The 15997-nt window shown below is 61.7% G+C and carries 15 protein-coding genes and 2 pseudogenes; 3 read left to right on the top strand and 14 right to left on the bottom strand.

Translation table 11 applies throughout. The features are described 5' to 3' along the window. Positions 1–8: 8 nt before the first annotated feature. Positions 9–2309: a heavy metal translocating P-type ATPase gene (locus AC1Q6V_RS20785; RefSeq protein ID WP_454750945.1), complete on the bottom strand. Its 2301-nt coding sequence runs from the start codon at positions 2307–2309 to the stop codon at positions 9–11. A gap of 544 nt (positions 2310–2853) precedes the next feature. Here AC1Q6V_RS20785 and AC1Q6V_RS20780 point away from each other — a divergent pair. Continuing rightward, positions 2854–4458, top strand: a complete 1605-nt coding sequence (locus tag AC1Q6V_RS20780; RefSeq protein ID WP_058698037.1) for a PAS domain-containing sensor histidine kinase — start codon at positions 2854–2856, stop codon at positions 4456–4458. 310 nt (positions 4459–4768) lie between these two features. On the opposite strand, the gene AC1Q6V_RS20775 is transcribed toward AC1Q6V_RS20780, so the two are convergent. The 4 genes from AC1Q6V_RS20775 to AC1Q6V_RS20760 form a co-directional block, all read right to left on the bottom strand. Further along, positions 4769–5353, bottom strand: a complete 585-nt coding sequence (locus tag AC1Q6V_RS20775; protein ID WP_439670595.1) for a hypothetical protein — start codon at positions 5351–5353, stop codon at positions 4769–4771. A gap of 372 nt (positions 5354–5725) precedes the next feature. After that, a complete protein-coding gene (locus tag AC1Q6V_RS20770; RefSeq protein WP_010809977.1) occupies positions 5726–6157 on the bottom strand; it encodes a DUF6691 family protein in 432 nt (143 codons plus the stop codon). Between the two features lies 1 nt (position 6158). Continuing rightward, positions 6159–6593, bottom strand: coding sequence for a YeeE/YedE family protein (locus AC1Q6V_RS20765; protein ID WP_010809978.1), 435 nt, complete (start codon positions 6591–6593; stop codon positions 6159–6161). Then, a complete protein-coding gene (locus AC1Q6V_RS20760; protein WP_010809979.1) occupies positions 6587–6925 on the bottom strand; it encodes an ArsR/SmtB family transcription factor in 339 nt (112 codons plus the stop codon). The genes AC1Q6V_RS20765 and AC1Q6V_RS20760 overlap by 7 nt, the downstream gene beginning before the upstream one ends. Positions 6926–7009: 84 nt before the next feature. On the opposite strand from AC1Q6V_RS20760, the gene AC1Q6V_RS20755 reads away from it, so the two are divergent. Beyond that, complete coding sequence (locus tag AC1Q6V_RS20755) at positions 7010–7870, top strand: MBL fold metallo-hydrolase (protein WP_010809980.1); 861 nt, start codon at positions 7010–7012, stop codon at positions 7868–7870. 26 nt (positions 7871–7896) lie between these two features. Here the strand turns inward: AC1Q6V_RS20755 and AC1Q6V_RS20750 are convergent. From AC1Q6V_RS20750 to AC1Q6V_RS20715, 8 genes and pseudogenes are all read right to left on the bottom strand, one after another. Continuing rightward, positions 7897–8103 (bottom strand): annotated as a pseudogene (locus AC1Q6V_RS20750) (MFS transporter); the annotation flags it as partial. A gap of 163 nt (positions 8104–8266) precedes the next feature. Further along, complete coding sequence (gene ppk2 / locus AC1Q6V_RS20745; RefSeq protein WP_011615440.1) at positions 8267–9064, bottom strand: polyphosphate kinase 2; 798 nt, start codon at positions 9062–9064, stop codon at positions 8267–8269. After that, the gene (locus AC1Q6V_RS20740) at positions 9051–9341 is read right to left on the bottom strand and encodes a hypothetical protein (RefSeq protein WP_454750521.1); all 291 of its coding nucleotides are present in this window, start codon (positions 9339–9341) and stop codon (positions 9051–9053) included. The genes ppk2 and AC1Q6V_RS20740 overlap by 14 nt, the downstream gene beginning before the upstream one ends. A 188-nt stretch (positions 9342–9529) precedes the next feature. Continuing rightward, positions 9530–9796, bottom strand: coding sequence for a DUF5676 family membrane protein (locus tag AC1Q6V_RS20735; protein WP_010809982.1), 267 nt, complete (start codon positions 9794–9796; stop codon positions 9530–9532). A gap of 36 nt (positions 9797–9832) precedes the next feature. Continuing rightward, complete coding sequence (locus AC1Q6V_RS20730) at positions 9833–10498, bottom strand: methyltransferase family protein (protein ID WP_058698033.1); 666 nt, start codon at positions 10496–10498, stop codon at positions 9833–9835. Further along, on the bottom strand, positions 10498–10764 hold the full coding sequence (locus AC1Q6V_RS20725; RefSeq protein ID WP_058698034.1) for a DUF2933 domain-containing protein: 267 nt from the start codon (positions 10762–10764) through the stop codon (positions 10498–10500). Before AC1Q6V_RS20725 ends, AC1Q6V_RS20730 begins: the two co-directional genes overlap by 1 nt. Positions 10765–11137: 373 nt before the next feature. Next, entirely contained in the window at positions 11138–13621 is a 2484-nt protein-coding gene (locus AC1Q6V_RS20720; protein WP_492316398.1) for a heavy metal translocating P-type ATPase, read from the bottom strand. Positions 13622–13861: 240 nt separating this feature from the next. Next, the gene (locus tag AC1Q6V_RS20715) at positions 13862–15046 is read right to left on the bottom strand and encodes a methionine adenosyltransferase (RefSeq protein ID WP_454750263.1); all 1185 of its coding nucleotides are present in this window, start codon (positions 15044–15046) and stop codon (positions 13862–13864) included. Positions 15047–15460: 414 nt separating this feature from the next. Between AC1Q6V_RS20715 and AC1Q6V_RS20710 the strand changes: the two genes are divergently transcribed. After that, positions 15461–15658, top strand: coding sequence for a formate/nitrite transporter family protein (locus tag AC1Q6V_RS20710; protein WP_354666099.1), 198 nt, complete (start codon positions 15461–15463; stop codon positions 15656–15658). Positions 15659–15869: 211 nt separating this feature from the next. On the opposite strand, the pseudogene AC1Q6V_RS20705 reads toward AC1Q6V_RS20710, so the two are convergent. Then, positions 15870–15989, bottom strand: a pseudogene (locus AC1Q6V_RS20705) (hydroxymethylglutaryl-CoA lyase); the annotation flags it as partial. Between the last annotated feature and the right edge of the window lie 8 nt (positions 15990–15997).

Genomic DNA, 15997 nt, shown 5'->3' with positions numbered 1-15997 from the left:
GCAGAACGTCACTCCGTGGGCGCATCTTCGCGCAGCGCATGGAACAGCTCGTCCTCCTGCGCGCAGTGCAGCCGCAATACGGCCTCGAGCCCGTAGAGCAGCCGCTGGTACTCCCTGACCCTGCCGGCGTCTGGCCCATCCGGCGGTGAGTCGTCCGCCATCCGCTGCAGTAGCCGGATCACCCGGAAGATCTCGCGGTGCATCGCGCTCATCGCCGCCAGCGGATCCTCGCCTCCGACCAGCAGCGCGAGTTGCGGATAGAGCTGCGCGTCATCGTGCTGTTCGTGGGGCAAAAGTGTTCCGCTGAGGGATGCGCACAAGCGGCGCAGTTCCGTGCCCGCGGCGTGGCCAGGCATGGCTGGCAACCTGTCCGCGAGGCTGCGGATCTGTTCCATCAGCGGCGCCAGCGCGGCGTGCTCCTGGTTCAGGCGCTCGGCGTCGGCCGTGGACAGGCGTTCCGCCGGCACCGACGGGTCGGCGCGCAGGGCGCGCAGCGCATTGGCAATGACCAGCACATCGATGACCTCCTGCAGCATGGCGCCGGCCAGTGGCGGCAGGTAGCCGAACGCGGCGACCGCCATCGCGACGAACGACAGGCCCATGCCGGCCATGGCGCTTTGCACGGCCAGCCGGCGCGACCGGCGGGCGATGCGCACCGCGTCCACCAGCCGGTCAAGCCGGTCCACCAGCAGCACGACATCCGCGGCTTCCGACGATGCCGCGGCACCTCGTGCGCCCATGGCCACGCCGACGTCCGCGGCGGCCAGCGCCGGTGCATCGTTCACGCCGTCGCCCACCATCAGCACAGTGCCGTCGTGGCGCGCCGCCTCGATCGCGGCAAGCTTCTGCGAGGGGGTGAGGTTGGCATGGACCTCGGTCACGCCCAGCATCGCGCCGACGGTCTCGGCGACGTCGAGCCGGTCTCCCGTGAGCATGGCCAGGCGCCGTATGCCCGCCTTGCGCAGCAAGCGCAACGCGCGCGGGGTGTCCATGCGAATCAGGTCCACGAACTGCAGTGCCCCAACCAGCACGCCGTCGACCGTGACCAGCGAGACCGAGGCGCCTTCGAAGGCCGCGCGCTGCAACATGGCCTGGCACCACGGTGGCCCGGCATCGCCGCCGCCGGCAAAGGCGGGCGATCCCACCGCCACCACGTGCTCGCCAACCCGCCCGGCAATGCCAGCACCGGCGGTCTCGGTCACGCCTGACGGCAGGTCCAGGGCCAGGCCTCGCTCGCGCGCCGCGGTCGTGATGGCTTCGGCGACAACATGCCCGGAGGCCTGGGACAGCGAAGCGGCGACGCGCAGCACGTCGGGCGCCGGCCATCCGGGCGCGCTCTCGATGGCCGCCAGGCGGGCCCTTCCGCCCGTCAGCGTCCCGGTCTTGTCGAAGAAGAGGATGCTCGCCTGCGACAACCTTTCAAGCGCGCCGCCGCCCTTGACCAGCACGCCGCGCCCGGCGCAACGCGACACCCCGGACACAATCGCCACCGGAACGGCCAGGATCAACGGACAAGGGGTGGCGACCACCAGCACCGCCAGCGCCCGCGCGAGTTCACCACTGGCAAGCCAGGCAAGCCCGGCGACGAGCAGGGTGACAGGCACCAGCCACAGTGCATAACGGTCGGCCAACCGCGCCGCGGGCGGGCGCTCCGCGCGGGCGGTGCGCACCAGCCTGGCGATGCCGGCGAAGGTGCTGTCTGCCGCGGTGGTCGCTGCCACCATCTCGAACGGGGTGCCGGCGTTCAGCACACTGCTGCGCACGGTCTCGCCAGGGAGTCGCTGCCGTGGCAGCGACTCGCCAGTCAGGGCAGATTCGTCCAGCGTCGCCTGGCCCAGCAATGCGCCGTCCACGGGTACGACTTCGCCATGCCGGACCAACAGGCGATCCCCCGGGCTGACCACATCGAGGGAAACCGCGCGCCATTCTCCGTCCTCGAAGCGGTTGGCGGACTGCGGGGCGCGGCTGAGCAGGGCGGACATCTCCCGCTCGGAACGGGCCTGCGCATAGTTCTCAATGGCCCTGCCGCTCTCGATCATCAGGGCCAGTACGGCAGCCGCGAGGAATTCGCCAAGCGCCAGCGCCAGCCCGATCGCCAGCAGCGCCAGGACATCGACGCCCGCTTCCTTCCGGCGCAGCGACCGCACGATGGCGACGATCAGCGCGCCGGCGACGACCAGCGCGCCAACCGCCCAAGCGAGCCTCGCGGCGACCGCTTCGCCGAAGGCAAAAAGCAGCAAGCCAGCGCCCAGCGTGCCGGCCGCGACTGGCAGCAAGCCGAGGTCAAACTTGCGAAACCCGATGTGCATGGCGAACCCGATCCCCTGCGTAACTGGCGCCGGTTGCTGGGATACTCCCGCTGATGCCTTCAGGCGATCGCAGATCCTGCCGCGCTGGCGGCTGCGCAATCCCGGCTGCACGCCGAATCAGGCACTGTGTAATGGTGATGTTAGTCCAACAGGCACCGGGCCGATAATAGCCTCGGCCGCAGGCAGGGCGCGCCAGCCAGCCCTGGAGATAGTCGATGGCTGCAGGGGCCGCGGTTCGCGGCGCCACGGAGATGATTCGGCACGGCGCGGACCCGCAGTGGCTGTCGGCGGTACTGCCGTATTCGCTCACTCCTTGATGCACGCGGCGATTACGGCGCATTTTCGGTTCAAATTGCGCTTTGGCCGGTGTCGCCCTATATATTTTGGGGGCGAGAAGCACTCTCAGACAATCATCGTCCATTCCATGAGCAACCCTTTGGCGCCCGCGGGCAAGGTGCAGCCTTCGTCCGAACGTTCTCACTCCCTTGCCATGGCGATTGGCAGTGTGACGGCCGTTCTCCTCCTCGCGGGGGGATGCTTCTTGATGGCTACCGTCGAATGGTATCGGCAGTTCCTGGCGCCGTTGGTGCTCTTGACGGGCGCGGGCATCGGACTCGCCGTGGGACTTTACTGGAACCGGCTGAGGAAGCTTACAGGGAGTAGTGATATCCAACGCGTGGCGGATAGCGAAGCCCAGTTGGCGGGGATCATCCGATCTTCGATGGAAGCGATCATCACCGTGGACAGTGACCAGCGCGTCGTACTGTTCAATCCCATGGCAGAAACGCTATTCGCCTGGCCGGCCGAACTCGCAATCGGGCGCTCCCTGAGCGACTTCATTCCCCACCGCTTTCGGGCCGCCCATGCAGAGCATGTGCGCCGGTTTGGGATCACGGGCGTTTCGGACCGCGAGATGGGACTCCAACGGGCGCTGTGCGCCATGCGTCGGGACGGAAGCGAGTTCCCTATCGAAGCATCCATTTCACAGATCTCTGTCGGCGAGGCCAAGTTATACACTGTGATGCTGCGCGATATCACCGAACGCGTGCGTGCTGAGGAAGCCCTGCACCGAAGCCTTCAGCTTGTGAAGGAAAGCGAGGCGCGATTGGCGGGAATTATCCGCTCCTCCATGGAAGCGATCATCACCGTGGACAATGAACAACGCGTAGTGCTGTTCAATCCAATGGCGGAGACGCTGTTCGCCTGGCCCGCCGAACTCGCGATTGGCCGCCCCCTCGGCGACTTCATTCCCGAACGCTACCGGGCCGCTCATGAGGAGCACGTGCGTCGGTTTGGGATCACGGGCGTATCGGATCGTCAGATGGGACGTCAACGGGCACTCTACGCTCTGCGTCGTGACGGCACTGAATTCCCTATCGAAGCATCCATCTCGCAAACGGCCCACGAAGGCACGAAGCTATATACCGTGATGCTGCGTGATATCACGGAGCGGGCACGCGCGGAGGCGGCCCTGCGCCGCTCACGGGAAGAACTGCAACAGCTTTCAGATGGGATACTCGCTGCCCGCGAGGAGGAGAGGCGCCGCATTGCACGCGAGCTGCACGATGACCTGGGCCAGCGCCTGAGCGCGCTTAAGATGGACATGGCTATGCTCGGCGCGGACGTCGATGAGGGCCGTGACACAGCAGGACTGCTAGACGAGATTGGTGCCATAAACGGCGTCATCGACAATACTGTTGCCTCGGTCCGACGCATTGCCAGTGACCTACGGCCGGCCTTGCTGGACGAGTTGGGAATGATTCCTGCCATTGAGTGGTTGGCCGATGATTTTGCCAACCGGTACGGATTGGCGGTGAGCGTGGACGGTGCCGAGGCTGACGTCCCCGCGCAGACGGCAATCGCCATGTTCCGCATTGTCCAGGAGGCATTGAGCAATGTCGTCCGGCATGCCGACGCGACCACCGTGCATATTCAGCTCACCCAGTCAGAGGGCCAACTTGTGTTGCGGGTGCAAGACAATGGGGTGGGCTGGGACAAGGTCTCCTCCGCAAGCGGGCCACGCAAATCGCTGGGACTCCTTGGCATCCGGGAGCGGGCACGCCTTCTGGGTGGCAGCTTCACCATCGACAGCACTCCCGGCAAGGGCTTTTGCCTAATCGTGCAAATTCCCCACGAAAGGGTGGCCTGATGCGACATGCCTCATGATTGGGGATGGCATCGCAGTTGTCCGGAATCAAGCCCCCATGTGCCGGGGTAATTCTGGCGATTGTAATTGCGAACGCCGCGACCGGCTTCATTCAGGACGGCAAGGCGGAAAAAAGCCACGGACCGTTTCGGCACCGGCGACGCTACGCCGAATGCTTTGCAGACACTCACTCCATTCTGCTGCTGCAGCGGAACTGCCGTCGCAAGAGCGACGGCCGGACGGCAAGGGGCTGGCAGGTTTGCGGTCTGACGGGATTAGTCCGCACGAGGGCCAAACCTTACGGCTAGACCCATCATCCGCCTGGCGCCATCTTTCCACCCATGCCCGGACCCATCCCCGGCCCCATGCCCGGACCCATGCCCGGACCCATGCCCGGACCCATGCCCGGACCCATGCCCATGCCCGGGCCCATGCCTTGGTCGTTGGCCATCGTCTGCATCATTTCCTGCATGAACGCCATGTGACTACCCGCCATGTCTTGGCACATCTGCATTTGATTTGATGGGGCGTTTCCCTTGGCGACTCTCTTGCCAGGAGCCATACGAGCAGGGCCGCCCATTTTCATCATGTCCTTTTGCATGATGGCCATTGCATCTTGCATGACCTGATGGCGTTCAGCCAAGAGGGCCTGACGCTCCTCCGGCGTTTTGGCACGCGAAAGCCGCTCTCTGATGGCACGCAGGTGGGCAACCTGGGCGTCCAGCTTTGCATCGCTGGAAACTCCGGGAGTTACGACCGGAGCCTTATCTTGCCGCTTTTCAGGATGGTGCTGCTCATGCTCAATGCCGGTAGCCGGCGACGCCGGGAAAGCTGCTGGCGCCCACGCTAGCACGGCGGCCGCAGTGATAAGGGTAGAGAGGCGATGGTTGGTGGACATGGGAGATCCTCCTATGAAAACATGATGGTTCCTAGTCCAAGGTATGCGGCGGTCAGGGATTTGAGTTGATTGGGATCAACGAAGCGATGGGTGTACCGGGTGTTCAGTCCCATCGATGTGCTGGTCTGCGCAGGAGCAATCTGCGCAGACCATTTTGCGGATGCCCTCAGCAGCAATGCTCCGGTTGCCAGGAAACGGTCTGGCCAGGAACAAATCCGGCGGCGGAATACCTGGAAATCGACTATGAGGGCAGCAAGTCAGCGGGAACCGTGTAAAGCGCCACTTCGCCCGTCGGCGCCAGCCCTGCGGCGCATTGTTTGTTCCTCTGCCACGCCTCTATCCAACTGCACTTCGCTGCCAGTGCCGGCGTGCTTACGCCCGTTGCATGCTTGATTTGGCGCGCTCCGCGACCTCGAACACAAGCATGCCAGCCACCATTGCTGCCACAAAGCCAATGGCCTTCGGATAGCCAGCGCCCAGGGCAACCAGCGCGGGACCAGGGCAGAAGCCGGCCAGACCCCAGCCGACGCCGAAGGCGGCGCTGCCCAGTACCAGCCGCAGCGTTACGGCCGTGCTGGCCGGCAGTTGCACAGGCAGCCCCAGGAAGGAGCGTTTGCGGTGTTTGGCGATGAGGAACGCGAGCGAGCCAATGGCAATGGCACCGGCCATCACAAAAGCGAGGGACGGGTCCCAGGTTCCTGCAAGGTCAAGAAAGCCCAGCACCTTGGCCGGGTTGGCCATGCCGGAGACCATCAGGCCAATGCCAAATAGCAGGCCTGCGACGAGTGCAGTCATGGCGGTCATATCAGCCTCCAATCAGGTGCCGTTGCACGAAGACAGTCAGGAATCCCGCCACCATGAAGGTGAGGGTGGCGACCAGCGAGCGGATGGAGCCGCGCGAGATGCCGCACACGCCATGGCCGCTGGTGCAGCCGCTGGCGTAGCGGGTGCCAAGGCCGACCAGGAAGCCGGCGGCCAGGATTTCGCCCCAGCTTGCCTGGATATCCGCAATGGCGGGCTTGCCGAGCAGGCTCGCAATCACAGGAGCGCCAACCAGGCCAGCGAGGAAGGTCAGGCGCCAGGCCATGTCCTTTCGAGGCAGGCTAAGCAGGCCGCCGAAGATGCCGCTGATGCCGGCAATGCGGCCGTTGAACAGCAGCAGCACGGCGGCCGCCGCACCGATGATGAGCCCGCCGACCAGTGACAGGCCGGGCGTGAAGTTAGCGAGGTCAATCAGCATGTCGCCTCCTGATCGGGGTTGGCACAGAACTGTTCATAAAGGACCGCCATGACGGCAAGCGCCTGGGGGCTCGCCACCGAATAGAAGATGTTCTTGCCGTCACGGCGCGTGGCCACCAGGCTGTTCTCGCGCAGCACACCGAGCTGTTGAGACAGCGTCGGCTGCCGGATGCCGAGCTGTTCCTCCAGCTCACCGACAGACAGCTCGCCTTGGGACAGGCGGCACATCAGCAGCAGGCGGTCCGGATTGGCAAGCACCTTGAGCAGGGTACAGGCCTGCGCCGCAGCAGCTTGCATGCTGGCGAGGTCGATGGCGGGGTGGGGCTGGTCCATAGGTCGTTTACATTTTGCTTGTTAATATTATATTGAAAAATAGAATGTGTGTGAATAGAATGTACTGCATCCAAGGAGGCGAGCATGCACCCGACTATCCAGCCGTTCTTCGACCCTGCGACCTGGACTGTGACGTACGTGGTCTTTCAGGAGGGGCGCCCCGAGTGCGCCATCATCGACTCGGTGCTGGACTACGACCCCAAGGCGGGTCGGACATCGACGGCAAGTGCTGATAAGGTTGTTGCGTTTGTGCGCGCGCATGGACTGAGAGTCGAGTGGATTCTCGAGACGCACGCGCATGCCGACCACCTGTCTGCCGCGCCGTACCTGAAGCGACACCTGGGTGGCCAGACAGCAATAGGCCAGAACATCCGCAACGTACAGGGGGTCTTCAAGACGCTCTTTAACCTGGAGCCTGAGTTTCGGCTCGACGGGTCGCAGTTCGACCACCTGTTTGACGACGGAGCGACGTTTGCCATCGGCGGCCTGACCGGCAGGGCGATTCATGTGCCAGGGCATACACCCGCCGACATGGCTTACCAGATTGGGGACGCGGTCTTTGTCGGCGATACGCTGTTCATGCCGGACGTCGGCACGGCTCGCTGCGACTTCCCGGGCGGCGACGCACACGAGTTGTATCGCTCCATCCGCAAGCTGCTGGACCTGCCGAGCAATACACGGCTCTTTATGTGTCACGACTATCCGCCCGAGGGGCGCGGGCCTGCATGGGAAACGACGGTGCGCGCTCAGCGCGAAGGCAATATCCACGTGCATGACGGCGTGAGCGAGGAACAGTTCGTGGCCATGCGCCGGGCGCGCGATGCGACGCTGGCGATGCCCACGCTGCTTCTGCCGTCGGTGCAAGTCAATATACGAGCCGGGGAGTTGCCGCCGCCCGATGCGAATGGCGTTCGCTATCTAAAAATCCCTCTGGACGTCATCTGAGGCAGGTTGTTTTCAATTGTTGTTCCCATTGCGATGGCGACGAACCGGAATGCACTCTCGACGCGGCCACCGAGCGCCGCAGCTGCGCCCAGGCAGAGCGCGCCGATGCCATACCCGAGGTCGCGCCAGAAGCGGTAGATGCCGATGGCGGACGCCCGCCAACTGGGGTGTGCGATGTCGGCTACCGCAGCGCTCAGATTGGGGTGCAACATCGCCATGCCCAGCCCGGTCATCCCTCGGGCTTGTTACGGCTTCGTCATACTTCACCGTAGTGCTGCCAGCGACCCAATTAGCCTCCGCCCCTGCTCAGAACGGACAGCAGGCCTCCAACTTCAATGATGCTGGTCTTCATCTCATCCATCCTCGCAGGTCACAAGTTCGTGCTGCGCTACCGTCTCACTTCGAAATCGCCCCGCTCAGAAGATGTTCCTCTGCATAAGGAAACACAACTTCCGGATTAGGGCGAATCAGCTCAGCGTCCTTGTGCGCATAGTGAAGGCGGGTCAGTAGATCCTTGATGACGCTGAGGCGTGCGACATGCTTGTCGTCGGCGCGCACGACGTTCCATGGCACGATGTCGCTGGTTCGAGCAAACATCTCGTTCCGTGCCTTACTGTATTTCTTCCAAAGCGATACCGCTTGTTCGTCAATGGGGCTGACTTTCCACTGCTTTAGCGGGTCCCGGCGGCGCTCTTCGATGCGCTTCTTCTGTTCGGCCTTGCTGATGTCAAGGTAGTACTTGATAAGACGAATTCCGGAACGCACGAGCATCCGTTCGAACTCTGGGACACTTGCCATGAACTCCTCATGCTCGTCCTTGGTGCAGAAGCCCATCACATGTTCCACACCGGCCCGGTTGTACCAACTGCGATTGAAAAGGGTGAACTCGCCGGCCGCAGGCAGCTCGGCCGCATAGCGGCGGAAGTACCAGGAGCCTCGGTCACGGTCGGATGGCTTCCCCAGTGCGACGACGCGCGTTTCACGCGGACTGAGGTGTTCGACAATGCGCTTGATGGTCCCATCCTTCCCAGACGCATCCCTTCCCTCAAAAATCACCAGAATCCGGTCGCTGCAGGAAATGAAGTGCTTCTGTAGTTTGACCAGCTCGATTTGAAGCAGGTGGAGATTCTCCTCATAGCTGTCATGGGAGAGGGCGCTTGCCTCGGATGGAGCCGTCTTGCTACTTGTCTTCATTTTCATGGTTCACCTCCCTTGAGTCGGGCGCATCGGGTGGGAAAGGGTGGGGCTTTCCAGGTGAAAGCGGGATAACTTTTTCGTTGAGCAACAGCTCCAGCGAAGGTCGGTCTACGACCTCCTGTTCGAGCAGTAGCTTTGCCAGCGCGTCTGGCTTGTGCCGGTTTGCCAGCAATGTTTGCTTCACCCGCTGACTGGCGTCACCCAGAATCGTCCGCACTTCTGCATCAATGATTTGCGCAGTACTCTCGCTGTACTCTTTGCGTTGCCGAGGCATTGGCAGCTTCGAGGTCCTGGACCAGATTGGGGGCTGACCCGAAGCGTGGAGAAGGGGTGGTCTCCCTTTCCCTGGCGCAACATCTCTTCGACCTGTGGCTTGGGGAGCAGAGTCTCAATGCCAGTGGTGACACGAGCTCGTAAAGAGCTGTGGCGCAAGGACTTGGAGTCATATCGCCATTCTTGGTATCAGGTCTCTCCTTGAAGGCTGTTGTGTAACCATGCAAAGAATGCCCCGGCAGCGAAGAACCACACCGCAAACACAAAGGCTGGATAGATGATGGACCACCACGATACTGATTCGCCGGTCTGAAGGCGCCGGAAATCGAGCCCGTGAAAGAGCGCGTTCATGAAATTCATGAAGGGCTCAGGAAGAACCATCCAGACGAGCGTGCATAGAACGTAGAACAGCACGACCGTGGCGGATAGCGTCAAACCAGTCTTGAAGGGTTTCATGGCAGCCTCCGGGTGCAAGGAAGATGACGGTTGAATTCAATGAGGACGCGTCCGCGGAACATCTCGGGCTGAGATATGCGGAATGAACGCTGGTGTCTTTTGGCGATATTCCTCATATGCTTGCCCGAACTCGGCCAGTGCGTCCTGCTCCTCCGACTTGGCCAGCCGAACATACATCCAGACCAGGATGGGGAACATCACCAGAGTGACTATCGTCGGCCACTGCAGCAGGAAGCCGAACATAATCAGGACGAACGCGACATACTGGGGGTGCCTCATGCGCGCATAGAGACCCGTGGTCGCCAGGCGGTGCTGCTGCTGGGCCAGGTACAGAATGCGCCAGGCGGAAGACAGCATGATGAAGCCGCCAAAAATCAAGATGTCGCTGGCGATGTGAAATGGCCCCAGGTGCGGGTTGCCCCTCCAGCCGAAAATCATCTCCGGAAGATGACCGGCATCATGCGAGAGGAAGTTGATTCCCGGGAACTTCGCCGAAAGCCACGGTAGCAGGAGATAGATACTCAGGGGGATGCCATACATCTCTGTAAAGAGCGCCACAATGAACGCGGAGAACGCGCCAAACGAGCGCCAGTCGCGCTGGGTCTTCGGCTTGGTGAAGCTGAAGGCGAAGATGATGAAGACAGCTGAGTTGATAATGACCAGCGACCAGAGACCGTAGCTGGATTGTGTTTCGGGTTGCATCATCGCTCTCCTTTGGCGTTCGTGTCCTTGGTGGCGTCATCCGGTCCGTGACCGTGTCCATGTCCATGTCCACCGTGCATGAAGATGTGCATTAAGGGGCAGGCGGCCAGCAGAAGAAATGGCAGGAACTGAATGACGTGTGCCCGGTGTTCAGTCCATAGGAAGTAGGCAATCACCAGCAGAAAGCCAATCATGACCAGCTTGGACCTGGCCACGGTGCGCAGTGCGTCGCCAGGCCGCTCATGACCGTTGTGGTCGTGGTTCATGTTTTCCTCCTATAAAGCGAACGCCGTACCGCCTGGCAGCAGCCATGGTGCCGATGACGTCGGTGTATGTATCTCGCTTGGTCTTGCTGAAAAACTGTTCGCCGTTCCGCCAAGCAGGAGCCAAGTGAGACTCTGTGATAACCAGTTCATAGACCCTCTCTTCAACCTTTGTCTTGGCGTTCACGCTCAACTGCGTTTCGTATATCGCGCTCGCACTGTCGCGAAAGGCGAAGACTCAACCACACCACAACGACCGGACAGGACAGCAGGAGTAGGCCAACCAGTATGGTGAACGGTGTCAGCCCAAACCGGTAGACAATAGCTGCCGCGAGCAGCATTGCAAAGGCAGCGCAAATCCATGCCACCGGGTGTTTCATCTCGCCTCCAGGCTGGCAATTCTGGAGCCAAGTCGTACACGCTTCAGCAATGCGGAGTTGGCTACCACACTCAATGAGGACAGTGCCATTGCTGCTGCGGCAAAGATGGGGTTCAGGAGTCCAAGTGCGGCGATAGGGATGCCGATGGTGTTGTAGATGAACGCCCAGAAGAGGTTCTGTTTGATTTTGCGCATCGTCGCGCGGGACAGCTCAATGGCGGCAACCACGTCACGCACATCATCGCGAATGAGGATGATGCTCCCAGTTTCCTTCGCGACATCCGAGCCTGAGCCGATGGCAATGCCGATGTCCGCTGCGGCAAGCGCCGGTGCGTCATTGACGCCGTCTCCCACCATGGCCACGACCTCCCCTTGCTTCTGTAATGCGTGAATGGTCTCGACCTTGTCTTCCGGCATCACCTCGGCAATGACATGCTCAATGCCAACCTGCCGGCCGATTGCCTCGGCGGTGCGGCGGTTGTCACCGCTCAGTAGCACAACCTTGATGGCGCGCGCCTTCAATGCCGCGATTGCCTCGCTCGCTTCCGGTTTCACAGTGTCAGCCACGGCCACTACGCCGAGCAATTGTGTGCCGGCGCCGACCAGCATGGCTGTCTTGCCATCGGCCTCGAGCTTCCCGAGTACAGATTCGGCCGATTCGATTGGGATGCCTTGGCGTGCAAAGAGACGCCGGTTGCCCAGCCAGACTTGCTGACCGTCGACGAGGCCCTGAATGCCCATGCCAGACAATGCGCTGATGCTGGCTGCCTTGGGAATGGTGAGCGCGCGATACTGTACGGCGCGCACGATGGCTTCGCCCAAAGGGTGCTCGGACCCGGCTTCCACAGCGGCAGCAAGAGTCAGCAGGTCAGATTTCTCTCGCCCAGAAAGGGGGATGACATCGGTCAAGGTCGGCTCTCCGCGCGTAATCGTCCCGGTCTTGTCAAAGACAACCGCGGTGAGCTTCTCGGCCCGCTCCAGCACTTCACCGCCGCGTATCAGGATGCCGTTGTCCGCGCCCTTGCCGACGCCGACCATCAGCGCTGCTGGCGTGGCGACGCCTAGCGCGCAGGGGCAGGAGATAATCAGAACAGCCACGAATGCGAGCAGTCCCTGCGGAAAATGACCGGCGACGGTCCATCCCACTAATGCCAGCATCGCGACCGAAACAACCGCAGGTACGAAGTAGCCGGTGACCTGGTCCGCCAGTCTCTGAATCTGCGCGGTGCTGGCCTGGGCGTCCTCGACCATCCTGATAATCTGAGCGAGAGCGGTGTCCGCTCCGATTTTTGTGGCCTGGAAGGTGAAGGCGCCACTGCGGTTTAGCGTGCCGCCAATGACAGCGGCACCAGGCTTCTTTTCCACGGGCATCGACTCGCCGGTCAGCATCGATTCATCGACACTGGATTGGCCATCGATAACCTTGCCATCAGTGGGAATCTTCTCGCCGGGGCGTACAACGACCGCTTCGCCCACCATGATGCTTTCAGCCGGGATTTCCACCTCCGTCCCGTCGCGAAGCACGTGAGCGACGGCGGGGCGCAGGTCGAGCAGGCGTCGAACAGCGGCGGAGGATTTCTTCTTGATGATTTCCTCCATGTATTTCCCCAGCAGCACGAAGGCGATAATGACCGCCGACACCTCAAAGTAGACGTCTCGCTCTTCGACCTTGACGGGCAGCCAGGACGGAAAGAACAGCACTACTACGCTGTAGAAGTAGGCGACGGATGTCCCCAGGGCGATGAGGAAGTCCATATTGATATTGCGCGTCCGGATGGCGTTCCATGCGCCCTTGTAGAAGCTCCAGCCGCCAACGAACTGGACCGGCGTGACGAGAAGGAATAGCCACATCCCCCACGTGAACCAAGGCAAGGCGGGAATCGGGGCCCAAGTCACGAGCGTCGCGCCGGCTGCCAGTGCCAGGAAGGCGCCAGCCCGCAGCACCGCCAGCGCGAGCACGCCCGTGAGCGCAATGGTCACGCGCGTCTTCATGGCTTTCAACTCGCTCTCTGGCGACTCGAAGGTCCGAAGGCAGCTCTCGCTGCAGAAGTAGTACTTGCGGTTGCCACGCTCGGCGGAGAGGGCCGTAGCCTTGTCCACCATCATTCCGCAAATAGGGTCCTTGGCGAGTTGCTTGGCGGCGTGGGAAGCAAGCGCGGGCGTCGCCGCAGGGATAGGAGCGACGCCGGGTGGGCTAGGACTGCGGGAGGGCCCAGCCGAGCTACGCCTATCAACGGGGTGAAGAACATATTTCGCCGGGTTGGCTAGGAAAACCTGCTCACAGTGTGGAGAGCAGAACCAGTATCGCTTCTGGTCGAGCTCCGTGCTGGTAGCGGCCTCCCGTGGGGAGATCTCCATGCCACAGACCGGGTCACGCACGAGCTGCTGCGAGGCGGGCGGGCCTGCGGCGGCCGTTGGAGCTGCCTGGGCTTCGGTGAGGCCGTAACTCCCCCCATTAGGGGTGGTGGACTTGGTCGGCATTCCATCCTCTCCTTGGGGCTATTAAGAGGGGCTGCAGCGCATAAATTACATTTTCATTCTGGGTGACCAGTCGATTTGCTTCTTGATTTCAATCAAGCGTTCATGGGTGGTCGGGGGTGCGGTGGGTGCCGATTCAGGAATGAATGTCGAACGCCGCATGACGTATGTGTTTGAAGGCTGGGAAGCCGCTCGGCCAGCCGATGCCGGCGCCGAGGTTGCTTTGCTCCCCATACACCGGGCCTAGAAGACCGCTACCGTGCCATAGACCAGCTCATTGACCAAGGCAGGAAGCTGCGCCAGCTGTAGCGTCGCGAGTTCACGAACTTGCTGCTCCTGGGCGCTCGAGAGGCCGCGCTCGGCCACGACATCAATGGCAAACAGTTGGGGCTGGTCGATGGGGCGTCCAATTCCGGAGAGAAGCCGGACGACGACTTCATCCGCGCCATCCACGCTTGCCTGAATATGAGAGGCTAACCGGTGGGCGAGCACGTTGTAGAGCTTGCCGACATGTGACGCCGGGTTCTTGCCCGCTGCGGCCTCCAGCGACATTGGCCGATAGGGGGTAATCAGGCCATTGACCCGGTTTCCGCGGCCGACCTGGCCGTCATCACCATGCTCAGCACTTAAGCCAGTGACCGTCAGGTAAATCCCGCTTTCGTCGTAAGCATCCCGGCGATCGAGGGTATTGATTGCAATCTCACAGTCGGTGCCGATGTGCTCGGCCAGATACGACCCAATCCGGCCCTTGAGGATGAAGTACTCATCGACGCCTTGGACGCATCGGTCGACAAAGGCCAGCGCAAGAGTGAGACGGTGATGCGCACCCAGCCGACTCCCCATCACCTTGTAATCGAGGCCCGCCGCCTCAAACATTCCCCTGTCGGCACGTGAGCGCAGAAGCTCGGCAATCAACAGCACCGCTCTTTCAAGCGATGAGAGTGGCGCATAGCCGACGCCAAAGGATGTGTCATTGGACAGCGAAAGAGACGCTGCATTGGTCACGCGCCGGAGGTTCGGGGCCGAGGGGCGGAGGATTGGCTCGATCCGGATGTCATTGCCAATATCGCCCAAGGATGTCGCCAGGTACTCACGAATGGCCTGCTCGACAACTAGCTCGGCCTTGGCCGACGGAAGTTCGGTAACAGGGCCGGATACTATCAACCGCGTTGAGCGCAGCACTTTGCCACCGCCGAACTTTGGCGCGCTCATGCCGCCGATGAGTAGCGCCTTGTCCAGATTGAAGTGCTGGACTGCGCCATAGGCTTCGAAGTATGCGCGGCACAAGGCGCGAGCCGCAGCTTCGACAGCCCCATCGCATAGGCTATCGGGATGTCCGATGCCCTTGTGCTCGCACATTTCCGTGTGCTCACCTCGCCATGACGGCCCACGCGAGATAGCAATCGCTATGTTCTCCATGATGGTCATCTCGAGCCCCCTTCACGCCGTCGCCCTGTAGCCATTCTATGTAGCCGCGGTAGGTCAAGTCGCGAAGGTTCGGTTCCCGACTCGGGTTGCCAGGAGTTGTTGACGCGAATCAAGCACGGTTTTTCGCGCTGCCTAGCATCAATGCTGAAAATATGACTTTCGATTGCCAACTAAGTCGCGGCAGGGCCGCTGGTGCACTATTAGGCTCATGTGGCCTGGCATTTGAAGGTTGCGAAAACGCCGAGCGGGTGCAAGCCGTCGGGTGGCCAAGGCGCGCCTGCCGCTGCTGCAAATGGCGATGCTTGGGCATACTGGCCGGTGCTTTCATCGGGCGGGGAGCGCTGAATTCCGTACGGGTTGCCAGCGACCCAAGTTTAGGGTTCGCCACCAGCTGCGTGATTGGTAGCTAGCCTGGTGTTTTCATTAGGGCTGCTGCTGGTAGTGCCCGGCGCCAAGCTATTCACTGCCAACAACCTATTAGTGATGGCCTGGGCCGACCGGCGAATCAGCAGCTACGAGCTGCTGCGCAATTTTGGGGTTGTGAGCTTGACCAACTTTGCCGAAGCGGCTGGACTCGCATTGCTGGTTGGTTGCCAGGGTATCCGGTGCTGAACAACGGACTAGTGGCTGAGCGCTTGGAGCGCATTGCCGTTGCCAATTGCGCCCCAAGCCCCCAGCCGTTCATTGGTGTGCGCATCCGTACAGATGCTAGTTACACCCTGGAACTGTCAATGGTGCTGCCGCCGGGGATGGATCCGTGGCCACCCGCTGCAAGGGCTGATCGGCTTTCAGTCTTTGCCCCGACAATCGCTCTATCTCCGGCGCCTGCCTCGGTCAGCTGGTCGATCAATGCGACCTTGATCTCGGTCGGCACTAACGCCTTCTCGTTCTGGAGGCCATCGCGTGGACCGACTTCCACGATCTTGACTTTGTCTGGTTGCATTGCCGGAA

The organism is Cupriavidus sp. GW823-FHT07B10, assembly GCF_058794355.1.
This window is presented reverse-complemented; position numbering and strand designations above follow the sequence as displayed.